This is a genomic window from Pseudomonas delhiensis (genome assembly GCF_900187975.1).
Classification (GTDB): Bacteria; Pseudomonadota; Gammaproteobacteria; order Pseudomonadales; family Pseudomonadaceae; genus Pseudomonas; species Pseudomonas delhiensis.
Genome location: NZ_FZPC01000016.1, coordinates 133,541 through 150,089, shown reverse-complemented (window position 1 = coordinate 150,089; position 16,549 = coordinate 133,541). Strand labels below are relative to the sequence as shown.

Genomic DNA, 16,549 nt, shown 5'->3' with positions numbered 1-16,549 from the left:
CTGTTTTGCGCGGAAACATTAAGTTCAGGGACAGGAAACAACCTCACCTGCATCGTTGTAATAGCAATACTTGCCAGCGCTACCGTTCCATTGGTAACTAGTCGCTCCCTTTTTCTGCTTGTCCTCGCGAAGGGCCCTGTCCAGTCGGTCACAGGACGGTGTTCCGTTGTTCGCGCGGAACATCGAACTGGCTTCCTTCGCGCATTTTGCTTTCAATTCGGTGATCTTGCTGGATTCCTCGGCAAACGAAGCCGTGGTAACCAGAAGCGTCAGAAGAAACAAAGGAAGTCGCATGCTCACGTCCTTCTTGTGCTGAAAGGTCTCGCCGTCATGAGGTGGAGTCGTTTGTCTTTTGATGGGGCAATACTTTCATCGTCCTTTCAGGGGGAACAGCGCCGAGGTGTGCAAAACATCCTTACAGCAACGGCGACAATGTCGAGCAATATCGAGAGGCTCTACGAAGGCGCCGCAGCGATCATGAACAGCGAAATTTCCCACCCACATCCTCCCTTGTGGGCCTATAAGCCCCCTCGCTAGATTCCCTTCCCGCCACGGTCAATCCCGTGGCCCGGATCGCAGTCCGGTCGAGTAGAGGAGTGCACGAAGCGCCGACGCACCTTGCACAGGCGCCTTTTCTTGCCTGCTGCGAGATGCAGTTATGGCGGGTCGTGCGGGGCGGGCTTCGGTCTGGCCGGTTCTTGCTTCTCTCGCCGGTACTGCGACCCCGCACGATCCGCCACCCATTCCCGGGTTGGCGGCTCCTTCCTCCATACAAGGAGCAATGGAAATGCCGTATCACTTCGTGTCTGTCGTGTATCCCCCGTTGTCCCATCCGTCCTTCGCCTTCCTCCGGGAGGTGCGCCATGGCTGATCGCAGGCTGGTTGCGTTGCAGGCCCAGGCGTCCGAGGGCGTGCTCTATGTCGATACCGCCGCGTCGGCGGAACATATCTACGATGTGGCCGAACGCCGGCTGAATGCGCTGGAGGACCTGTTGCGGGTGCTGGAAGTGCATGACGTTGGCGACGTGCTGATGCACGAGACGTCGCGCCTGGCCTCCGCCCTGGTGCCGCTGGTGGGCGAGGCGCGGCAGTTGTACGAGCTGGCGCGGGAGAAGGCCCAGGTGGTCGGCCGGTAGGCGCGGGCCCTGCCCGCGATTCGCGCGCAGGGCGCGCTCCTACAGGGGGCTGTGTCCGGCGTGGCCGGTGAATCCAATCGCGGACAGGCCTACGCCTTATCCATCCGTGGAACGGGTGGTGGTTTCCCAGGCCGCTATTTCCTCTTCCAGCGCCCCCAGTTTCTGGCGCACCAGGCCGAGGGCGTCGCTGCCCAGCAGCAGGTGGGCCGGGGGATTCGCCGAGCCGATCGCTTCCAGCATGGCGCGCGCCGCCTTCTTCGGGTCGCCGAGCTGCTTGCCGCTTTTTTCCTGCCGCGCCTGGCGGACGGGGTCGAAGAGGGCATCGTAGTCGGCGATGCTGCGGGGGCTTCGCACCATGGAGCGGCCGGCCCAGTCAGTGCGGAAGGAGCCGGGCGCGACCGCGGTCACGGCGATGCCGAAGCCTTCGACTTCCTTGCCCACCACTTCTGATATGCCCTCCAGCGCGAACTTGCTGCCGCAGTAGTAGGCGATGCCGGGCATGGTGATGAAGCCGCCCATGGAGGTGATGTTCAGGATGTGGCCGCGGCGGCGCTGGCGCATGTAGGGCAGCACGGCCTTCATCATCGCCACGGCGCCGAACACGTTCACCTCGAACTGCCGGCGCATCTCCGACAGCGGAGACTCTTCGAGGATGCCTTCGTGGCCGTACCCGGCGCTGTTCACCAGGACGTCCAGCGGGCCGAGGGTGCTTTCGACCTCGGCGACCATCGGCTCGATGGCCGCGAAGTCGGTCACGTCCAGCAGGCGGCCCGTTGCCCGGCCGGGGGCCAGCGCTTCGAGCGCGGCCTTTGCCTGCGCGGTACGCACCGTGCCCACCACGCGGTGCCCGTCGGCCAGTGCCTCCTGGGCGAGGGCGAGCCCGAAGCCGCTGCTGGCGCCGGTGATCAGCAAGGTTTTGGAAGATGACATGGCGATGGCTCCATTGCAGGGGGAATGAGTGCACAATACTCACCATTCGGCCCGCTTGAGAGACCTCATCTTCTGACTTCATTGCCTGATTCTATGAGCAGCATTGCATCCGACCGCAACCGGGCGCGCATGGTCGCCCTGCTGGAGGCGCTGGCCCCCAACGAGGGATACAACCTCACGTCCCTGGCCAGCGTGCGCATCCTCAGGTCGGATCGCCCGCTGGCCCGGACGCCGGTGCTCTACGACCCCGGTATCGTGATCGTCTGCCAGGGCTGCAAGCGCGGGTACTTCGGCGACCAGGTCTATGTGTACGACGAGCAGCATTACCTGGCCGTCGCGGTGCCCGTGCCCTTCACCATGGAAACGGACGCGACGGCCGAACGCCCGCTGCTGGCCCTCTACATGCACCTGGATTTCCAACTCGCCGCCGAACTGATGATCCAGATCGACCAGCAGCGGGCACCCGCGCCGGAGGATGCGCCGCGGAGCATGATGTCCAGCCCCATGGACGAGGCGCTGGCCGCTTCCGTCCTGCGCTTTCTGGCGGCGCTGAACGACCCCCTGGAGGCGAGGGTTCTCGGCCCCGCCCTGCTGCGCGAGCTGTATTTCCGAGTGCTGACCGGCGCCCAGGGCAATGCCATGCGCGCGGCGCTGGCCATGCAGGGGCGCTTCGGCAGGATCGCCAGGGCGCTGCGGCGCATCCACGCCGATTACGCGCAGCCGCTCGATCTGCCGCAGCTTGCCGACGAAGCCGGCATGAGCGTTCCGTCGTTCCACAGCCACTTCAAGGCGATCACCCAGACCTCGCCCATGCAGTACGTGAAGTGCACGCGCCTGCACCAGGCCCGGCTGCTGATCGTGCGCCAGGGCATGACGGCGCAGGCCGCCAGCCATGCCGTCGGCTATGCCAGCGCCTCGCAGTTCAACCGGGAGTTCAAGCGGCTGTTCGGCCGTTCGCCCCAGGCGGAAGCCAGGCGGATGCGCGAGAGTTTTGCGATTCCGCCGGTGCATGGGGAGGCGGTGTATGTGTCTTCCCATTAGGCCGTTCGGGGCAATCGCGGACGGAGTCCTACGTAGCCCGGCCCGCGCCATTCCCTTGTAGGAGCGCGCCCTGCGCGCGAATCGCGGGCAGGGCCCGCTCCTACAGGTTTACGCCGTTCCCTCTCCCTGAAGGGAGAGGGGGCTGTCCGGCGTGGGCGGCAGGTTCGGCGTCAACCTGCAGGAGCGGACTCCGTCCGCGATTTTCCTTTCAGACACCGCCCGCCTGCTCCACCGCGGCCAGCACCCGCGTGGAGTACACCAGGGCGGCGCCGGTGTTCATCGCCACCGCCACGCCCAGGGCCTCGGCGATTTCCGCCTTGCTGGCGCCTTCCTTCACCGCTTCGGCGGCGTGTACCGAAATGCAGCCGTCGCAGCGGGTGGTCACCGCCACGGCCAGGGAGATCAGCTGGCGCGTCTTGGCGTCCAGGTGGCCGGTTTCCTGGCCGGCGCCGCTGGCGGTGAGGTAGCCGTCGACGGTGCCCGGGGAGAGCTTCCCGAGCTCGCCCACGCCGGCCATCAGCTGATTGCGGTGTGCGTTCCAGTCCATCATGCGTCCATCCTCCGGGTGATGCTGCCTTGGCAGCCGACAGGTGCCGATGACGCTACCCACTGGCGCGGCGCGGGGCACTACGCCTTTGGCGGTGGATGGGCGGGACTTTGGGAGGAGGGCGCGGCATCACGCGCTTGTAACCTGCGGCCGCTACCCTGCGCCCCCGCATGCTGCCCGCCGTGCCGGGCAGTTCCTTGGCGTTGCCGGCAGAGGGGGCATGAAGGTGGACACAGGTACTGCGCGCAAGCCGTTTCTCATCCGTTCCGAGGACATGCACGCCGACGAGTTCGGCGCGCTTTTCACGCGGATGTTCGGCGACCTCTATGCCGGGCTGCCGCCGCCGCAGCGCAAGGTCGCCATCGCCGGCGTCTACGGGCGCTACGAGGGCGTCAGCTTCCGGCGCCTGAGCTTTCGCGGCGATTTCCTCACCGCGCTGCCCGACCTGGACGACGAGATCACCTTCGTCTTTCCCACCGCCGGGCGCATCGTCTTCAACCAGGCGGACCAGATCGTGGGCGTGCCCCAGGTGGGCCTTGCCATCGAGAAGGCCGCGGTGCGCTCGGTGGGCTTCGTCGATGGCCACTCGCAGCATGGGCTGTCGGTGCGCCGCGGGTTGTTCGCCCGGCGGCTGTCGCTGCTGCTCGGCCGGCCGGTCGTGCAGCCGGTGCGTTTCCAGCCGGTGGTGGACCTGAAGGTGGAGGCCTTCCAGGGGATCAAGGCCATCGTCGGCCTGGCCACCGGCGCGGAGTTCGACGCCCTGGTCGCCTCCAGCGCGCTGATGCCCGCCCGCCTGCAGGAGATGCTGGTGGATTCGGTGCTGGAAGCCTGGCCGCACAACTACAGCGAGGCGCTGCGCCGGCCGGGGCCGTCGATCGCGCCGCGCCACGTGAAGCTGGCCGTGGAGTACATCCGCGCGCATCCCGACGCCCTGGTCAGCGGCGGTGAGCTGGCCGCGCTGACGAACGTCAGCCTGCGCGCCCTGCAGGAGGGCTTCCGGCGCTTCGTCGGCAGCTCCATCGTCGCCTACCAGCGCCAGGTCCGCCTGGAGCGGGCGTACGACGCGCTGCGGCAGGACGCTTCGCCCTCGGTCAGCGAGATCGCCCTGGGCCTGGGCTTCAGCAACGTCGGCCGCTTCTGCCAGTACTTCCAGGGCGCCTTCGGGCTGAGCCCGGCGGAGGTGCGCAAGGGCATCCGCCACTAGCGATGCCCGGCCAGCCGGCCGGGCAGGGCGGGCGGTCAGAACTGGTAGCTGGCCTTGAGGCTGCCGCTGTAGCCATGGCTGCCGCTGCCGGCGAGGGCGCCGACCTCGGCGCCGACGCTCAAGTCGCCGAGGCTGGCCATGACGTTCACCGCGCCGCTGAACTGGTCGCGGCTGTCGAAGGCGGCGCGCTGGGCGACGTCCAGGCCCAGCAGGTGGCCTTCGCTGTCGACCTGGTAGTCGCCCAGCGCGTGGTCGTAGCCCAGGTCCAGGCCCGGCGCCAGTTGCCAGCCGCCGCGCAGCGCGATGGGCATGAAGCTCACCTTCAGGTTGGCGACGGCGCTGCGACGGGTCTGCTCGATGCCGTCGACGTCCAGGGCCAGTTCGCTGCCTTTCTCCTGGAAGCCGGACAGGTCCAGGTGGCTGATGCGCAGGCCCAGGCTCGGTTCGAGGATCGCGTCGCGCACCGGGACGCGGTAGCCCAGCGCCAGGCTGCCGCCGCTGAGGGTGCCGTGGGTGTCGCCCTTGGCGCTGCCCAGGCCGCCGCCCAGCTCGCGCTTGCTGTCGTAGTCGAGCCAGCCGGCGCTCAGGTTCGCGTCGACGAACAGGCCCCGTTCCAGGCTGCCTGGGGCGAAGCGCGCGCCGGCGCGGAGGAAGGTCAGCTCGGTGTCCACGTCGCCGCCCGCGCCGCCGACGCTGCCGCGGCTGTAGCCGAAGCCGGCGTTGGCGCTGAGCTGCTCGCTGAAGCGCTGGGTCAGGCCGATCATCAGGCCCTGGCTGTGCTCGTTGCTGCTGGCCGCCCGGGCCGAGCCGTCGTTGCCCTGGTAGCCGGCCAGGGCGGTGCTCCACAGGCGGCGCTGGCCGGCCTTGAGGTCGGTGCCGCTGGCGAAGGGCGCGGCGGCCCTGTCGATCAGCGCGTCCTGGCGCAGCAGGTAGCTGGCCGCATCGGCGTGCACCTGGCCGCCGACGGTGGCTTCGACGCCGCCGAGGCTGCCGGCGTCGATGGCCGATTGCAGGTAGTAGTTGTAGGCGCTGTAGGCGCCGGAGAGGCTGGTGTTCTGCAGTTGCTGCAGCAACTGCGCGCCGGCGGCGGCGTTGCCGGAAAGGCCCAGGGTGCCGGGCAGGCTGTTGTAGTAGACCATCTTGCCGCGCAGCACATAAATGGTTTCCTGGGACAGGCCCAGGCCTTCCTTCAGGTAGTTGTCCATGCTGCCGTACTGCGCCACCACCTCGTCCAGGCCGGCCTGCAGGTAGCTGGCCTGTACGCCGAGCAGGGGCGCGTAGATGGCGGCCATGCTCGGTGGCAGCGCCGCCAGGGTGGCGGCGACGCGGGCGGCGGTGTAGTCGTTGGTGGCCAGGTAGCTCTGCATGATGGTGGTGCTGTCCACCCCGGCGATGCTCAGCAGCACGGCGGCGGTCCAGCCGGTGCGGTCCTTGCCGGCGGTGCAGTGGAAGAGGGCGGCGCCGTCGGCCGCGGCCAGCTCGTTGAACAGCACGGCGAACTGGCTGCGCATGCCGGCGTCGCTGACGAAGGCGCGGTTGGTTTCTTCCATCATGGCCACCGCCTGGGCGGCGCTGCTGAAGGAAATGTTGGTGACGTTGGCGCCGGAGGTGGTGCTGCCGATGATGTCGATGTTCCGGTAGGCCGCGCCGGCCGGCAGGGTGTCGGGCGTGGCGGCGATTTCGCTGGGGGTGCGCAGGTCGAAGACGTTGCTGATCCCCAGGCCATCGAGCGTGGCCAGGTCCGAGGCCGTGGGCGTCAGCGCGTTGGAGCGGTAGAACACCCCGGCGCGCAGGGTGCCGTCGTTGGCGGTGGTGTAGGCGGTGGTGGTTCCGGCGATGTCGCGGAAATTGTCGATGCCGGTCAGCCGCGGGGTGTCGAGGGTATAGGTCTCGGCGGCGTGGGCGGCGATGGACAGGCTGAGGGCGGACAGGGAGAACAGGACACGATGCAGCACGATGTAGCCTCTTCGAGCGGGTTGGCGGGGGCTACTATCGGCATGCTTGCGAACCGGGATATTACAGTTCGCGGCGCCGGGAGAATCACGGCGCGATCTGTCCGTGGGCTGCGTTTTCCGTCCGTTGCGCCGCTTACTCCTCGAAGCGGCCGGTACCCTCGCGATCGCGCTCGTAGTGCCTGGCCAGCGGAAACGCCGGCAGCCAGGATTCGCGTCGAACGGTCCAGAGTTCGTAGGTCGGCACGAACTGGTCCGGGGCGTCCAGGGCGCCCAGGTTCACTTCCACTTCGTCCGCGCTGCGCAGGAACACCGAAGAGCCGCACCGCGGGCAGAAATGGCGCCCCGCGTAGTCGTGGGTCTCGCCTTCGATGGCCACCGCGGCCTCGGGGAATATCGCCGAGGCGTGGAACAGGGCGCCATGGTGCTTGCGGCAGTCTAGGCAGTGGCAGAGGCCGACCCGGTAGGGACGCCCCGATGCCACGAGACGGACGTTGCCGCACAGGCAACCGCCGGTGAACCGGTCCATGCTGCATCTCCTCTGCAATCGAACCCTTGGAATCTCTCCCGCCGGCCGGCGGTCGCCGTGAAAAAATAGCAGGCGGAGCGTTGGCGGGCCCGGGCTTCCGACGTTCGCGCGCCGCGGCGGGGCGGGCGCGCTAGGCTTCCAGGCCGGTCGCCTGGCGGTACTGCCGCGGGGTGAAGCCGGTCAACTGCTTGAACTGCCGGCTGAACGCGCTGTGGTCGGTGTAGCCGCATTGCAGGGCGACCTCGGTGATCGGCAGGTCGGTATGCAGCAGCCGGTGGGCGTGTTCCAGGCGCACCTTGTGGATCAGCTGCCGTGGCGTGAGGTGGAACACGCGCTTGCAGTAGCGCTCGAGCTGGGCCACCGAGAGGTCGCTGATCCGCGTCAGCTCGTCCAGGCTGATGGGCTGGTGGAAGTGCGCGCGGATGTACTCGTCCACCGCGGCGAGGCGCCGGTAGGCCGGATGGGTATCGCTGGCCGATTGCAGGTCCACCGAGATGCCCACCAGGCCGATGATCCCGCCGTTGCGGTTGTACAGGGGGCGCTTGTGCGTCAGGCACCAGCCCGGCTCGCGGCTGCCGTACAGGTGCAGCTCCAGCTTGTCCTCCAGTACCTGGCCCTGCTCCAGCACGCGGCGATCCTGCTCGGTATAGCCCGGGCCCAGTTGCGCCGGGAACACCTCGGCGCTGGTCTTGCCCAGCAGCGGCTGCAGGTGCTTCAGGCCGCAGCGCTGGACCAGCGTGCGGTTGGCCATGACGTAGCGCGCCTGGGTGTCCTTGATGAAGATCGCGGCATTGGGGATCACGTCCAGCATCGGCAGCAGCAGCGACACGCCCGCCAGCAGCGCTTCCATGGTCTCGGGCCGCTGCAGTCCGTGCCCCTGGCACAGCAGCGCGAGCAGGTTCTGCGTCATGGTTCCGTGCCTCCCGAAAGCCGCCTGGCAACAAGGTGGCGGGCAGCTTGCCGCAAGGCCCCTCGGCCTGTCGAGCGCATGCCGGGGCAGTGCGGGCGAGCCGCTGACGAGCGGCGCAATTGTGCCGATTTCGTCATCCGTGCTGAAGAAAACCATCAAGCGCGCGGGCGCCGCCCGGGTCCACTCTATGGCCGACGCGGGTAGCCGAGCTTCACAGAACAAGCGGTTGCCGCCGGCCGACTCGTCCCTGCGGGCAGCACCTGGGCCGCAGCCTCGAGTGGCAACGCATCTGCCTATCCAACAACGCACAAGAAGGCGACGCCATGTCAGGCAAGTTCAAGAAACAACTCTCGTTGATGGACCTCACGTTTATCGGGTTGGGAGCCATCTTCGGTTCCGGATGGCTGTTCGCGGCCAGTCACGTTTCCGCCATCGCCGGCCCGGCGGGCATCTTCTCCTGGCTGCTGGGCGGCTTCGCCGTGCTGCTGCTGGGCATCGTCTACTGCGAGCTGGGGGCGGCCCTGCCGCGCGCCGGCGGCGTGGTGCGCTACCCGGTGTACTCGCACGGCCCGCTGCTGGGCTACCTGATGGGCTTCATCACCCTGATCGCCTTTTCCAGCCTGGTGGCGATCGAGGTCGTCGCCTCCCGCCAGTACGCCGCCGCCTGGTTCCCCGGGTTGACCCAGGCCGGCTCCAGCGACCCCACGGCCGCTGGCTGGCTGGTGCAGTTCGGCCTGCTTTGCCTGTTCTTCCTGCTCAACTACCGCAGCGTGAAGACCTTCGCCAAGGCCAACAACCTGATCAGCCTGTTCAAGTTCGTCGTGCCGCTGCTGGTCATCGGCGTGCTGTTCAGCTTCTTCAAGCCGGAGAACTTCTCGGCCCAGGGCTTCGCGCCCTTCGGCCTGTCGGGCGTGGAGATGGCGGTTTCCGCCGGTGGCGTCATCTTCGCCTACCTGGGGCTGACGCCGATCATCTCGGTGGCCAGCGAGGTGAAGAACCCGCAGCGCACCATCCCCTTCGCGCTGATCCTTTCCGTGCTGCTCTCCACGGCCATCTACGTGCTGCTGCAAACGGCCTTCCTCGGCGGCGTGCCCACGGAAATGCTGGCCAACGGCTGGGCCGGCGTCTCCCGGGAACTGGCCCTGCCTTACCGCGACATCGCCCTGGCCCTGGGCGTGGGCTGGCTGGCCTACCTGGTGGTGGCCGACGCGGTCATTTCCCCCAGCGGCTGCGGCAACATCTACATGAACGCCACCCCGCGGGTGGTCTATGGCTGGGCGCAGACCGGGACCTTCTTCAAGGTGTTCACCCGCGTCGACGAGAAGTCCGGCATCCCGCGCCCGGCGCTGTGGCTGACCTTCGGCCTGTCGGTGTTCTGGACCCTGCCGTTCCCGTCCTGGGAAGCGCTGATCAACGTGGTCTCGGCGGCCCTGGTGCTCAGCTACGCCGTGGCGCCGGTATCCGTGGCGGCCCTGCGCCGCAGCGCGCCCGGCATGCCGCGCCCGTTCCAGGTCAAGGGCATGGGCGTGCTCGGCCCGCTGTCCTTCGTCATCGCCGCGCTGATCGTCTACTGGTCGGGCTGGGGCACCGTGTCCTGGCTGCTCGGCCTGCAGATCCTGATGTTCGTGGTGTACCTGCTGTGCGGCCGCTTCGTGCCGACCCGCCACCTGGACCTGCGCCGGCAGGTGCGTTCCTCGGCCTGGCTGATCGGCTTCTATGCCGTGACCATCGCGCTGTCCTGGCTCGGCAGCTTCGGCGGCATCGGCGTGCTCGCCCATCCGTTCGACACCCTGGCCGTGGCCGTCTGCGCCATGGGCATCTACTACTGGGGCGCGGCGACCGGCGTGCCCGCCCACCTGGTCCGCCTGACCGGCGACGACGAAAGCGACGCCGAGGCCGACGAGGCCGACGGCCGGCGCCCCCTGGGCGGCTACGCCCAGGCCTCGTCCTGACGCCGGGCGAGCGGAGCAGGGGACACGAGCGACCTCATCGCCTTCGGGCACTTTCAACGGACAGCTACATGAAACGCATACACATCATCGATTCCCACACCGGTGGCGAACCCACCCGCCTGGTGATGAAAGGCTTCCCCGAGCTGGCCAGCGCCAGCATGGCCGAGAAGCGCGATGCCCTGCGCGAGCGGCACGACCACTGGCGCCGCGCCTGCCTGCTGGAGCCGCGCGGCAACGACGTGCTGGTGGGCGCGCTCTATTGCGAGCCGGTGTCGGCCGACGCCACCTGCGGCGTGATCTTCTTCAACAACGCCGGCTACCTGAACATGTGCGGCCACGGCACCATCGGCCTGGTCGCCTCGCTGCACCACCTCGGGCTGATCGGCCCGGGCCTGCACAAGATCGACACCCCGGTGGGCCCGGTCAGCGCCACCCTGCACGAGGACGGCGCCGTCACCATCGGCAACGTGCCGGCCTACCGCTACCGCCGGCAGGTGCCGGTGGAGGTGCCCGGCCACGGCCGCGTGCACGGCGACATCGCCTGGGGCGGCAACTGGTTCTTCCTGGTGGCCGAGCATGGCCTGCGGCTGCAACTGGACAACGTCGAGGCCCTCACCGACTTCACCTGGGCGCTGCTCAAGGCGCTGGAGGCCCAGGGCATCCACGGCGAAGACGGCGCGCCGATCGACCACGTCGAGCTGTTCGCCGACGACGAGGAGGCCGACAGCCGCAACTTCGTCATGTGCCCGGGCAAGGCCTACGACCGTTCGCCCTGCGGCACCGGCACCAGCGCCAAGCTGGCCTGCCTGGCCGCCGATGGCAAGCTGGCCCCCGGGCAGGCCTGGGTGCAGGCCGGCATCACCGGCAGCCGTTTCGAGGGCCGCTACGAATGGGAAGGCGAGCGCATCCGCCCGTTCATCACCGGCCGCGCCTACATGACCGCCGACAGCACGCTGCTGATCGACGAGCAGGACCCCTTCGCGTGGGGCATCTGAGCCGCCACGCCCCTTCTCCCTACCCGAACGAGTGCTTCAAGGAGCCAGAACCATGAGCGACAACATCTTCACCGGCTGCATTCCCGCGCTGATGACCCCCTGCACCGCCGAGCGCAAGCCGGACTTCGACGCCCTGGTCGCCAAGGGCCGCGAGCTGATCGACATCGGCATGAGCGCGGTGGTGTACTGCGGCTCCATGGGTGACTGGCCGCTGCTCACCGGGGCCGAGCGCCAGGAGGGCGTGGCGCGCCTGGTGGCCGCCGGCGTGCCGACCATCGTCGGCACCGGCGCGGTCAACACCCGCGAGGCGGTGTCCCACGCGGCCCATGCCGCCAGGGTCGGCGCCCACGGCCTGATGGTGATCCCCCGCGTGCTCTCCCGCGGCGCCTCGCCGGTCGCGCAGAAGGCCCACTTCGCCGCCATCCTCAAGGCCGCGCCGGGCCTGCCGGCGGTGATCTACAACAGCCCCTACTACGGCTTCGCCACCCGTGCCGACCTGTTCTTCGAGCTGCGCCGCGAGTTCCCCAACCTGATCGGCTTCAAGGAGTTCGGCGGCGCGGCCGACCTGCGCTACGCGGCCGAGAACATCACCTCCCAGGACGACGAGGTGACCCTCATGGTCGGTGTCGACACCCAGGTGGTCCACGGCTTCGTCAACTGCAACGCCACCGGCGCCATCACCGGCATCGGCAACGCCCTGCCGCGCGAGGTGCTGCACCTGGTGGCCCTGAGCAAGCAGGCCGCCAGGGGCGATACCAGGGCGCGCCGCCTGGCCCGCGAGCTGGAGTCGGCGCTGGCGGTGCTTTCGTCCTTCGACGAGGGCTGCGACCTGGTGCTGTTCTACAAGCACCTGATGGTGCTCAACGGCGACAAGCAATACAGCCTGCACTTCAACGAGACCGACGTGCTCAGCGACGCCCAGCGCCGCTACGCCGAGAACCAGTACGCGCTGTTCCGCCAGTGGTACGCCAACTGGTCGGCCGAGCAGAACCTCGCCTGAGCCGGCCGGCAGGGCACAGCCATGACCGACGCCCCTGCGGGGCGCGCCCGTTCCGCAGCCGGGCCCACTGCATTCATCCAGGAAACACCATGAACCTGACAGGCAAGATGCTGATCGGCCAGCAGGCCGTGGCCGGCAGCCGCGAGGCGAGCCAGGCCATCGACCCGGCCACCGACGAACCCCTCCAGCCGCCATACGCCGGCGGCACCATCGAACAGGTGGATCAGGCCTGCGCCCTGGCCTGGGCCGCCTTCGACAGCTACCGCGAAACCTCCCTGGAAGTGCGCGCCGGCTTCCTCGAGACCATCGCCGAGGAGATCGAGGCCCTGGGCGAGCGACTGATCGAACGCGCCATGGCCGAGACCGGCCTGCCACGCCAGCGTATCCACGGCGAACGGGGCCGCACCTGCCAGCAGCTGCGCACCTTCGCCCGCACCGTGCGCGCCGGCGAGTGGCTGGACGTGCGGGTGGACAGGGCGCAGCCGGCGCGCCAGCCGCTGCCGCGCCCGGACCTGCGCCAGCGCCAGGTGCCGCTGGGGCCGGTGGCGGTGTTCGGCGCCAGCAATTTCCCGCTGGCCTTCTCCGTCGCCGGCGGCGACACCGCCTCGGCCCTGGCGGCCGGTTGCCCGGTGGTGGTCAAGGCCCACGGCGCACACCCCGGCACCAGCGAGCTGGTGGGGCGCGCGGTGGCCCGCGCCGTGGCCAGGTGCGCCTTGCCGGAAGGCGTCTTCTCGCTGTTGTATGGCTCCGGCCGCGAAGTGGGCACCGCCCTGGTGGCCGACCCGCGCATCAGGGCGGTGGGCTTCACCGGCTCGCGCAGCGGCGGCCTGGCCCTGTGCCAGGTGGCCCAGGCGCGCCCGGAACCCATCCCGGTGTACGCCGAGATGAGTTCGATCAACCCGGTGTTCCTCTTCCCCGCGGCCTTGCAGGCACGCGGCGAGGCACTGGCGCAGGGCTTCGTCGCCTCGCTGACCCAGGGCGCCGGCCAGTTCTGCACCAACCCGGGCCTGGTGATCGCCCGCCAGGGCCCGGCGCTGGAGCGCTTCGTCGCCGCGGCCGCCGAGCGGGTGCAACGCAGCCCGGCGCAGACCATGCTGACGCCGGGCATCTTCCAGGCCTTCGAGGCCGGCGTCGGCGCGCTGGCCGAACAGCCCCTGGCGCGGACGCTGGCCACGGGCCTGCCGGGCGAGGGGCCCAACCAGGGCCAGGCCCACCTGTTCGCGACCCAGGCGCAGGCGTTCCTCGCCGAGCCGGCGCTGCAGGCCGAGGTGTTCGGCGCCGCGTCGCTGATCGTGGCGTGCGCCGACGCCGAGCAGGTGCGCCAGGTCGCCGAGCACATGGAAGGCCAGCTCACCGCCACCCTGCACCTCGACGAGGCCGACCTGGACGAGGCCCGGGCGCTCCTGCCGACCCTGGAGCGCAAGGCCGGGCGCCTGCTGGTCAACGGCTGGCCGACGGGCGTCGAGGTGTGCGACGCGATGGTCCACGGCGGCCCGTTCCCGGCCACCTCGGACCCGCGCACCACCTCGGTCGGCACCGCGGCCATCCTGCGTTTCCTGCGCCCGGTCTGCTACCAGGACTTCCCCGACGCCCTGCTGCCCGCCGCGCTCCGGCACGGCAACCCGCTGCAGTTGCGCCGCCTGCTCGATGGCCAGAGGGAAGCCCGGCAACATGCTTGACGCCCAGGTTTCGAACGCACCGCAACCCCAGCTGGACATCGCCGTGGTCGGCGCCGGCATCGTCGGCGTCGCCTGCGCCCTGCAACTGGCGCGCCAGGGGCTGCGGGTGCTGGTCGTCGACCAGCAGGCGCCGGGGCAGGGCGCCTCGTTCGGCAATGCCGGGCACCTGGCCACCGAGCAGGTGTTCCCCATCGCCGACCTGTCGATCCTCAAGCGCCTGCCGGCCATGCTCATGGACCCCATGGGCCCGCTGCGCCTGGACTGGAAGTACCTGCCGCGCGCCCTGCCATGGTTCGTGCGGCTGCTGCTGAACCTGCGCCCGGCGCCGTTCCGGCGCACCGTCGCCGGCATCCGTGCGCTCAACGAGGGCAGCCTGGAGGCCTGGCGGCGGCTGTTGGCGAGCCTCGACCGCCCGGGCCTGCTGAAGGAGGACGGCTCGCTGCTGGTGTACGAGCGCGCCGGGTCGCGCCAGGCGCTCGACGCGCTGCAGGCGCGCCTGCGCGAACAGGCGGTGGCGGTCGACTTCTGGCCTGCGCAGGCGGTACGCGACGCCGCTCCGCAGCTCAGCGAGCGCCTGCTGGGCGGGCTGTTCTTCCCGCGCACGGGGCATTTCATCGACCCCTACCGGGTGGTCCGCGAGCTGGTGGACGCCGCCCGCGCCCTGGGCGTGCAGTTCCTCCGGCGCAAGGTCCTCGGCGGCCAGCTGCTCCCGGACGGCGTGGCCCTGGCTACGGAAGAGGGCGGCCTGCGGGCCCGCCAGGTGCTGGTCGCCTGTGGCGCCCACTCGGCCGGGCTCACCGCGGCGCTGACCGGCAGGAAGGTGCCCCTGGACACCGAGCGCGGCTACCACCTGATGCTGCCCCATGAGCACGATCGCCTGCCGTTCGCCGTCACCTCGCTGGAGCGCAGGTTCATCATGACGCCCATGGCCGATGGCCTCAGGCTGGCCGGCACCGTGGAGTTCGCCGGCCTGGAGAGCCCGCCGAACATGGAGCGCGCCTGGCAACTGCACCGGCTCAGCCAGGGCCTGTTCGGCCGCGGCCTGGATGCCGAGGCGGCCACGCCCTGGATGGGCATGCGCCCGTCGCTGCCGGACTCGCTGCCGATCATCGACCGGGTGTGCGGGGGCAGGGTGCTGCTCGCCTTCGGCCACCAGCACCTCGGCCTGACCCAGGCGGCGATTACCGCCGAGCACATCGCCCGGCTGGCGGCCGCGCCGGCAACGGGCGGCGCGCCGCAGGGCCTGCCGGGGCTCGAGGCCTACAGGCTGGATCGCTTCTGAACCCTGGCCGGGGCGCGCAAGGGCGGTGGCTTCGCCAGCATGGCCTGGCGAAGGGGCTATGCTCCCGGGAGCATGTCGCGGCCCATCGCGGGCATCCGGGCGCTTCCCGTCGGCAGGGGCGGGGAGGGCCCTGCGAAAAAGCGCCGCGAACGCTTAGAATCCGCCCCCCACCGCTAGGCAGCCCCGTTCAGAAGTCATGGCGCTCGATCCTCCCACGATGTTGACCCTCTCGATCGCCCTGGCAGCGGCGGCCGCGCTGTACCTGGCGATCGAGTGGCACGGCGTTCGCGAACCCTCGCTGCTGTCCTGGAGCGCGGGCTTCGCCATCATCACCGTCGGCTCGACCCTCGCCCTGCTGCGCATGCGCGGCTTCCCGCTCATCGGCATCTGGTTCGCCAACGGCCTGCTGGTCACCGCCCACTGGCTGTTCCTGCTGGGCGTCGCGCGCTTCACCGAGGCGCGCCTGTCCCGCGCCTGGTACCTGATCTTCGTCGCCTGGGCGGGCATGTTGCTGCTGCCGGACGGGCAGGCCTGGTCGAAGGTGATGCTGCTGGCCAACTCGCTGCTGGTGGCGTTGCCGACGCTGCGCGCCAGCGCGCTGCTGCGGCCCCATGGCAAGTCGCTGAGCGTGGGCGCGGTGCAGCTGCGCTACGTGCTGCTGGTGCACGGGCTGTTCTACCTGGCCAAGGCGCTGACGGCGGTGCTGCCGGGCACGCTGATCGACCTCACGGCCTTGCGCGGCGAGATCATCCAGGTCTCGCTGGTGGAGGGGGCGATGGCGATCATGCTGATCGCGCTGTCGATGACCGGCACCGAGCGCTACCGCCGCGAGAAGCGCATGGCCCGGCTGGCCGCCCGCGACCCGCTGACCGCCCTGTACAACCGCCGCGCCCTCGAAGTGCGCGCCCCGCGGCTGCTGGAGGAAGTCTCCAGCGTGCGGCCGGGCGCCCTGCTGCTGATCGACATCGACAACTTCAAGCTGGTCAACGACCTGCACGGCCACATCGCCGGCGACCGGCTGCTGGTGACGCTGAGCGAGATGATCCGCTCGCTGCTGCCCGAGGGCGCGCTCGCGGCCCGGCTGGGCGGCGACGAGTTCGTCATCCTGCTGAGCGACGTGACCCCCGAGCGCGTCGTGGCGCTGGGCGGCGCGCTGCGCGAGCAGTTCCACAAGGCCGCCGAGCAGGCCTTCGCCACCCCTGCGGCGGTGACCCTGAGCATCGGCGCCAGCCTGTTCGACCAGCCGCCGGCGAGCCTGGCGGCGCTGATCGAGCAGGGCGACGCCGCGCTCTACGAATCCAAGCGCGGCGGGCGCGACAGCATCCGCCTGGTGGACCGCAGCTTTTCGTAGGAGCGAGGGGGGCGCCTAGCTCTGGCTCGCGAACCCTGGGT

At 69.7% G+C, this 16,549-nt stretch carries 15 protein-coding genes; 9 read left to right on the top strand and 6 right to left on the bottom strand.

Annotated features, from left to right (window positions below):
• Positions 1-24: 24 nt before the first annotated feature.
• Positions 25-294 (bottom strand): hypothetical protein, encoded by a 270-nt coding sequence (locus tag CHC02_RS29975; protein ID WP_139210196.1) that lies wholly within the window; start codon positions 292-294, stop codon positions 25-27.
• Between the two features lie 569 nt (positions 295-863).
• Between CHC02_RS29975 and CHC02_RS16010 the strand changes: the two genes are divergently transcribed.
• Positions 864-1,136 (top strand): hypothetical protein, encoded by a 273-nt coding sequence (locus tag CHC02_RS16010; protein ID WP_089392448.1) that lies wholly within the window; start codon positions 864-866, stop codon positions 1,134-1,136.
• Positions 1,137-1,232: 96 nt separating this feature from the next.
• Here CHC02_RS16010 and CHC02_RS16005 read toward each other — a convergent pair whose 3' ends face one another.
• Positions 1,233-2,066, bottom strand: a complete 834-nt coding sequence (locus CHC02_RS16005) for an oxidoreductase (RefSeq protein ID WP_089392447.1) — start codon at positions 2,064-2,066, stop codon at positions 1,233-1,235.
• Positions 2,067-2,090: 24 nt separating this feature from the next.
• Here CHC02_RS16005 and CHC02_RS16000 point away from each other — a divergent pair, with 24 nt between their 5' ends.
• Positions 2,091-3,107, top strand: a complete 1,017-nt coding sequence (locus CHC02_RS16000) for an AraC family transcriptional regulator (RefSeq protein ID WP_176450329.1) — start codon at positions 2,091-2,093, stop codon at positions 3,105-3,107.
• Between the two features lie 208 nt (positions 3,108-3,315).
• Here the strand turns inward: CHC02_RS16000 and CHC02_RS15995 are convergent, their stop codons facing one another.
• Complete coding sequence (locus CHC02_RS15995) at positions 3,316-3,657, bottom strand: carboxymuconolactone decarboxylase family protein (RefSeq protein WP_089392445.1); 342 nt, start codon at positions 3,655-3,657, stop codon at positions 3,316-3,318.
• 217 nt (positions 3,658-3,874) lie between these two features.
• Between CHC02_RS15995 and CHC02_RS15990 the strand changes: the two genes are divergently transcribed.
• Positions 3,875-4,858, top strand: a complete 984-nt coding sequence (locus CHC02_RS15990; RefSeq protein WP_244160922.1) for an AraC family transcriptional regulator — start codon at positions 3,875-3,877, stop codon at positions 4,856-4,858.
• A 35-nt stretch (positions 4,859-4,893) separates the two neighbouring features.
• Here CHC02_RS15990 and CHC02_RS15985 read toward each other — a convergent pair whose 3' ends face one another.
• The 3 genes from CHC02_RS15985 to CHC02_RS15975 all read right to left on the bottom strand — a co-directional run bounded on the left by CHC02_RS15985 (position 4,894) and on the right by CHC02_RS15975 (position 8,249).
• Entirely contained in the window at positions 4,894-6,813 is a 1,920-nt protein-coding gene (locus tag CHC02_RS15985) for a tyrosine-protein phosphatase (protein WP_089392444.1), read from the bottom strand.
• 133 nt (positions 6,814-6,946) lie between these two features.
• Entirely contained in the window at positions 6,947-7,339 is a 393-nt protein-coding gene (locus CHC02_RS15980; protein ID WP_089392443.1) for a GFA family protein, read from the bottom strand.
• Positions 7,340-7,469: 130 nt separating this feature from the next.
• Positions 7,470-8,249 carry an AraC family transcriptional regulator gene (locus tag CHC02_RS15975; RefSeq protein ID WP_089392442.1) on the bottom strand — a complete coding sequence of 260 codons (780 nt, stop codon included), beginning with the start codon at positions 8,247-8,249 and terminating at the stop codon, positions 7,470-7,472.
• A 323-nt stretch (positions 8,250-8,572) separates the two neighbouring features.
• Here CHC02_RS15975 and CHC02_RS15970 point away from each other — a divergent pair, with 323 nt between their 5' ends.
• The 6 genes from CHC02_RS15970 (at position 8,573) to CHC02_RS15945 (ending at position 16,508) form a co-directional block, all read left to right on the top strand.
• Positions 8,573-10,201, top strand: coding sequence for an APC family permease (locus CHC02_RS15970; protein ID WP_089392441.1), 1,629 nt, complete (start codon positions 8,573-8,575; stop codon positions 10,199-10,201).
• 68 nt (positions 10,202-10,269) lie between these two features.
• The gene (locus CHC02_RS15965; protein WP_089392440.1) at positions 10,270-11,196 is read left to right on the top strand and encodes a 4-hydroxyproline epimerase; all 927 of its coding nucleotides are present in this window, start codon (positions 10,270-10,272) and stop codon (positions 11,194-11,196) included.
• A 52-nt stretch (positions 11,197-11,248) separates the two neighbouring features.
• Positions 11,249-12,196, top strand: coding sequence for a dihydrodipicolinate synthase family protein (locus tag CHC02_RS15960; protein WP_089392439.1), 948 nt, complete (start codon positions 11,249-11,251; stop codon positions 12,194-12,196).
• A gap of 89 nt (positions 12,197-12,285) precedes the next feature.
• Entirely contained in the window at positions 12,286-13,875 is a 1,590-nt protein-coding gene (locus CHC02_RS15955) for an aldehyde dehydrogenase (NADP(+)) (protein ID WP_089392438.1), read from the top strand.
• The gene (locus CHC02_RS15950) at positions 13,868-15,157 is read left to right on the top strand and encodes an NAD(P)/FAD-dependent oxidoreductase (RefSeq protein WP_089392437.1); all 1,290 of its coding nucleotides are present in this window, start codon (positions 13,868-13,870) and stop codon (positions 15,155-15,157) included. Before CHC02_RS15955 ends, CHC02_RS15950 begins: the two co-directional genes overlap by 8 nt.
• 196 nt (positions 15,158-15,353) lie before the next feature.
• Complete coding sequence (locus CHC02_RS15945) at positions 15,354-16,508, top strand: GGDEF domain-containing protein (protein WP_089392436.1); 1,155 nt, start codon at positions 15,354-15,356, stop codon at positions 16,506-16,508.
• The last annotated feature ends 41 nt before the right edge of the window (positions 16,509-16,549 follow it).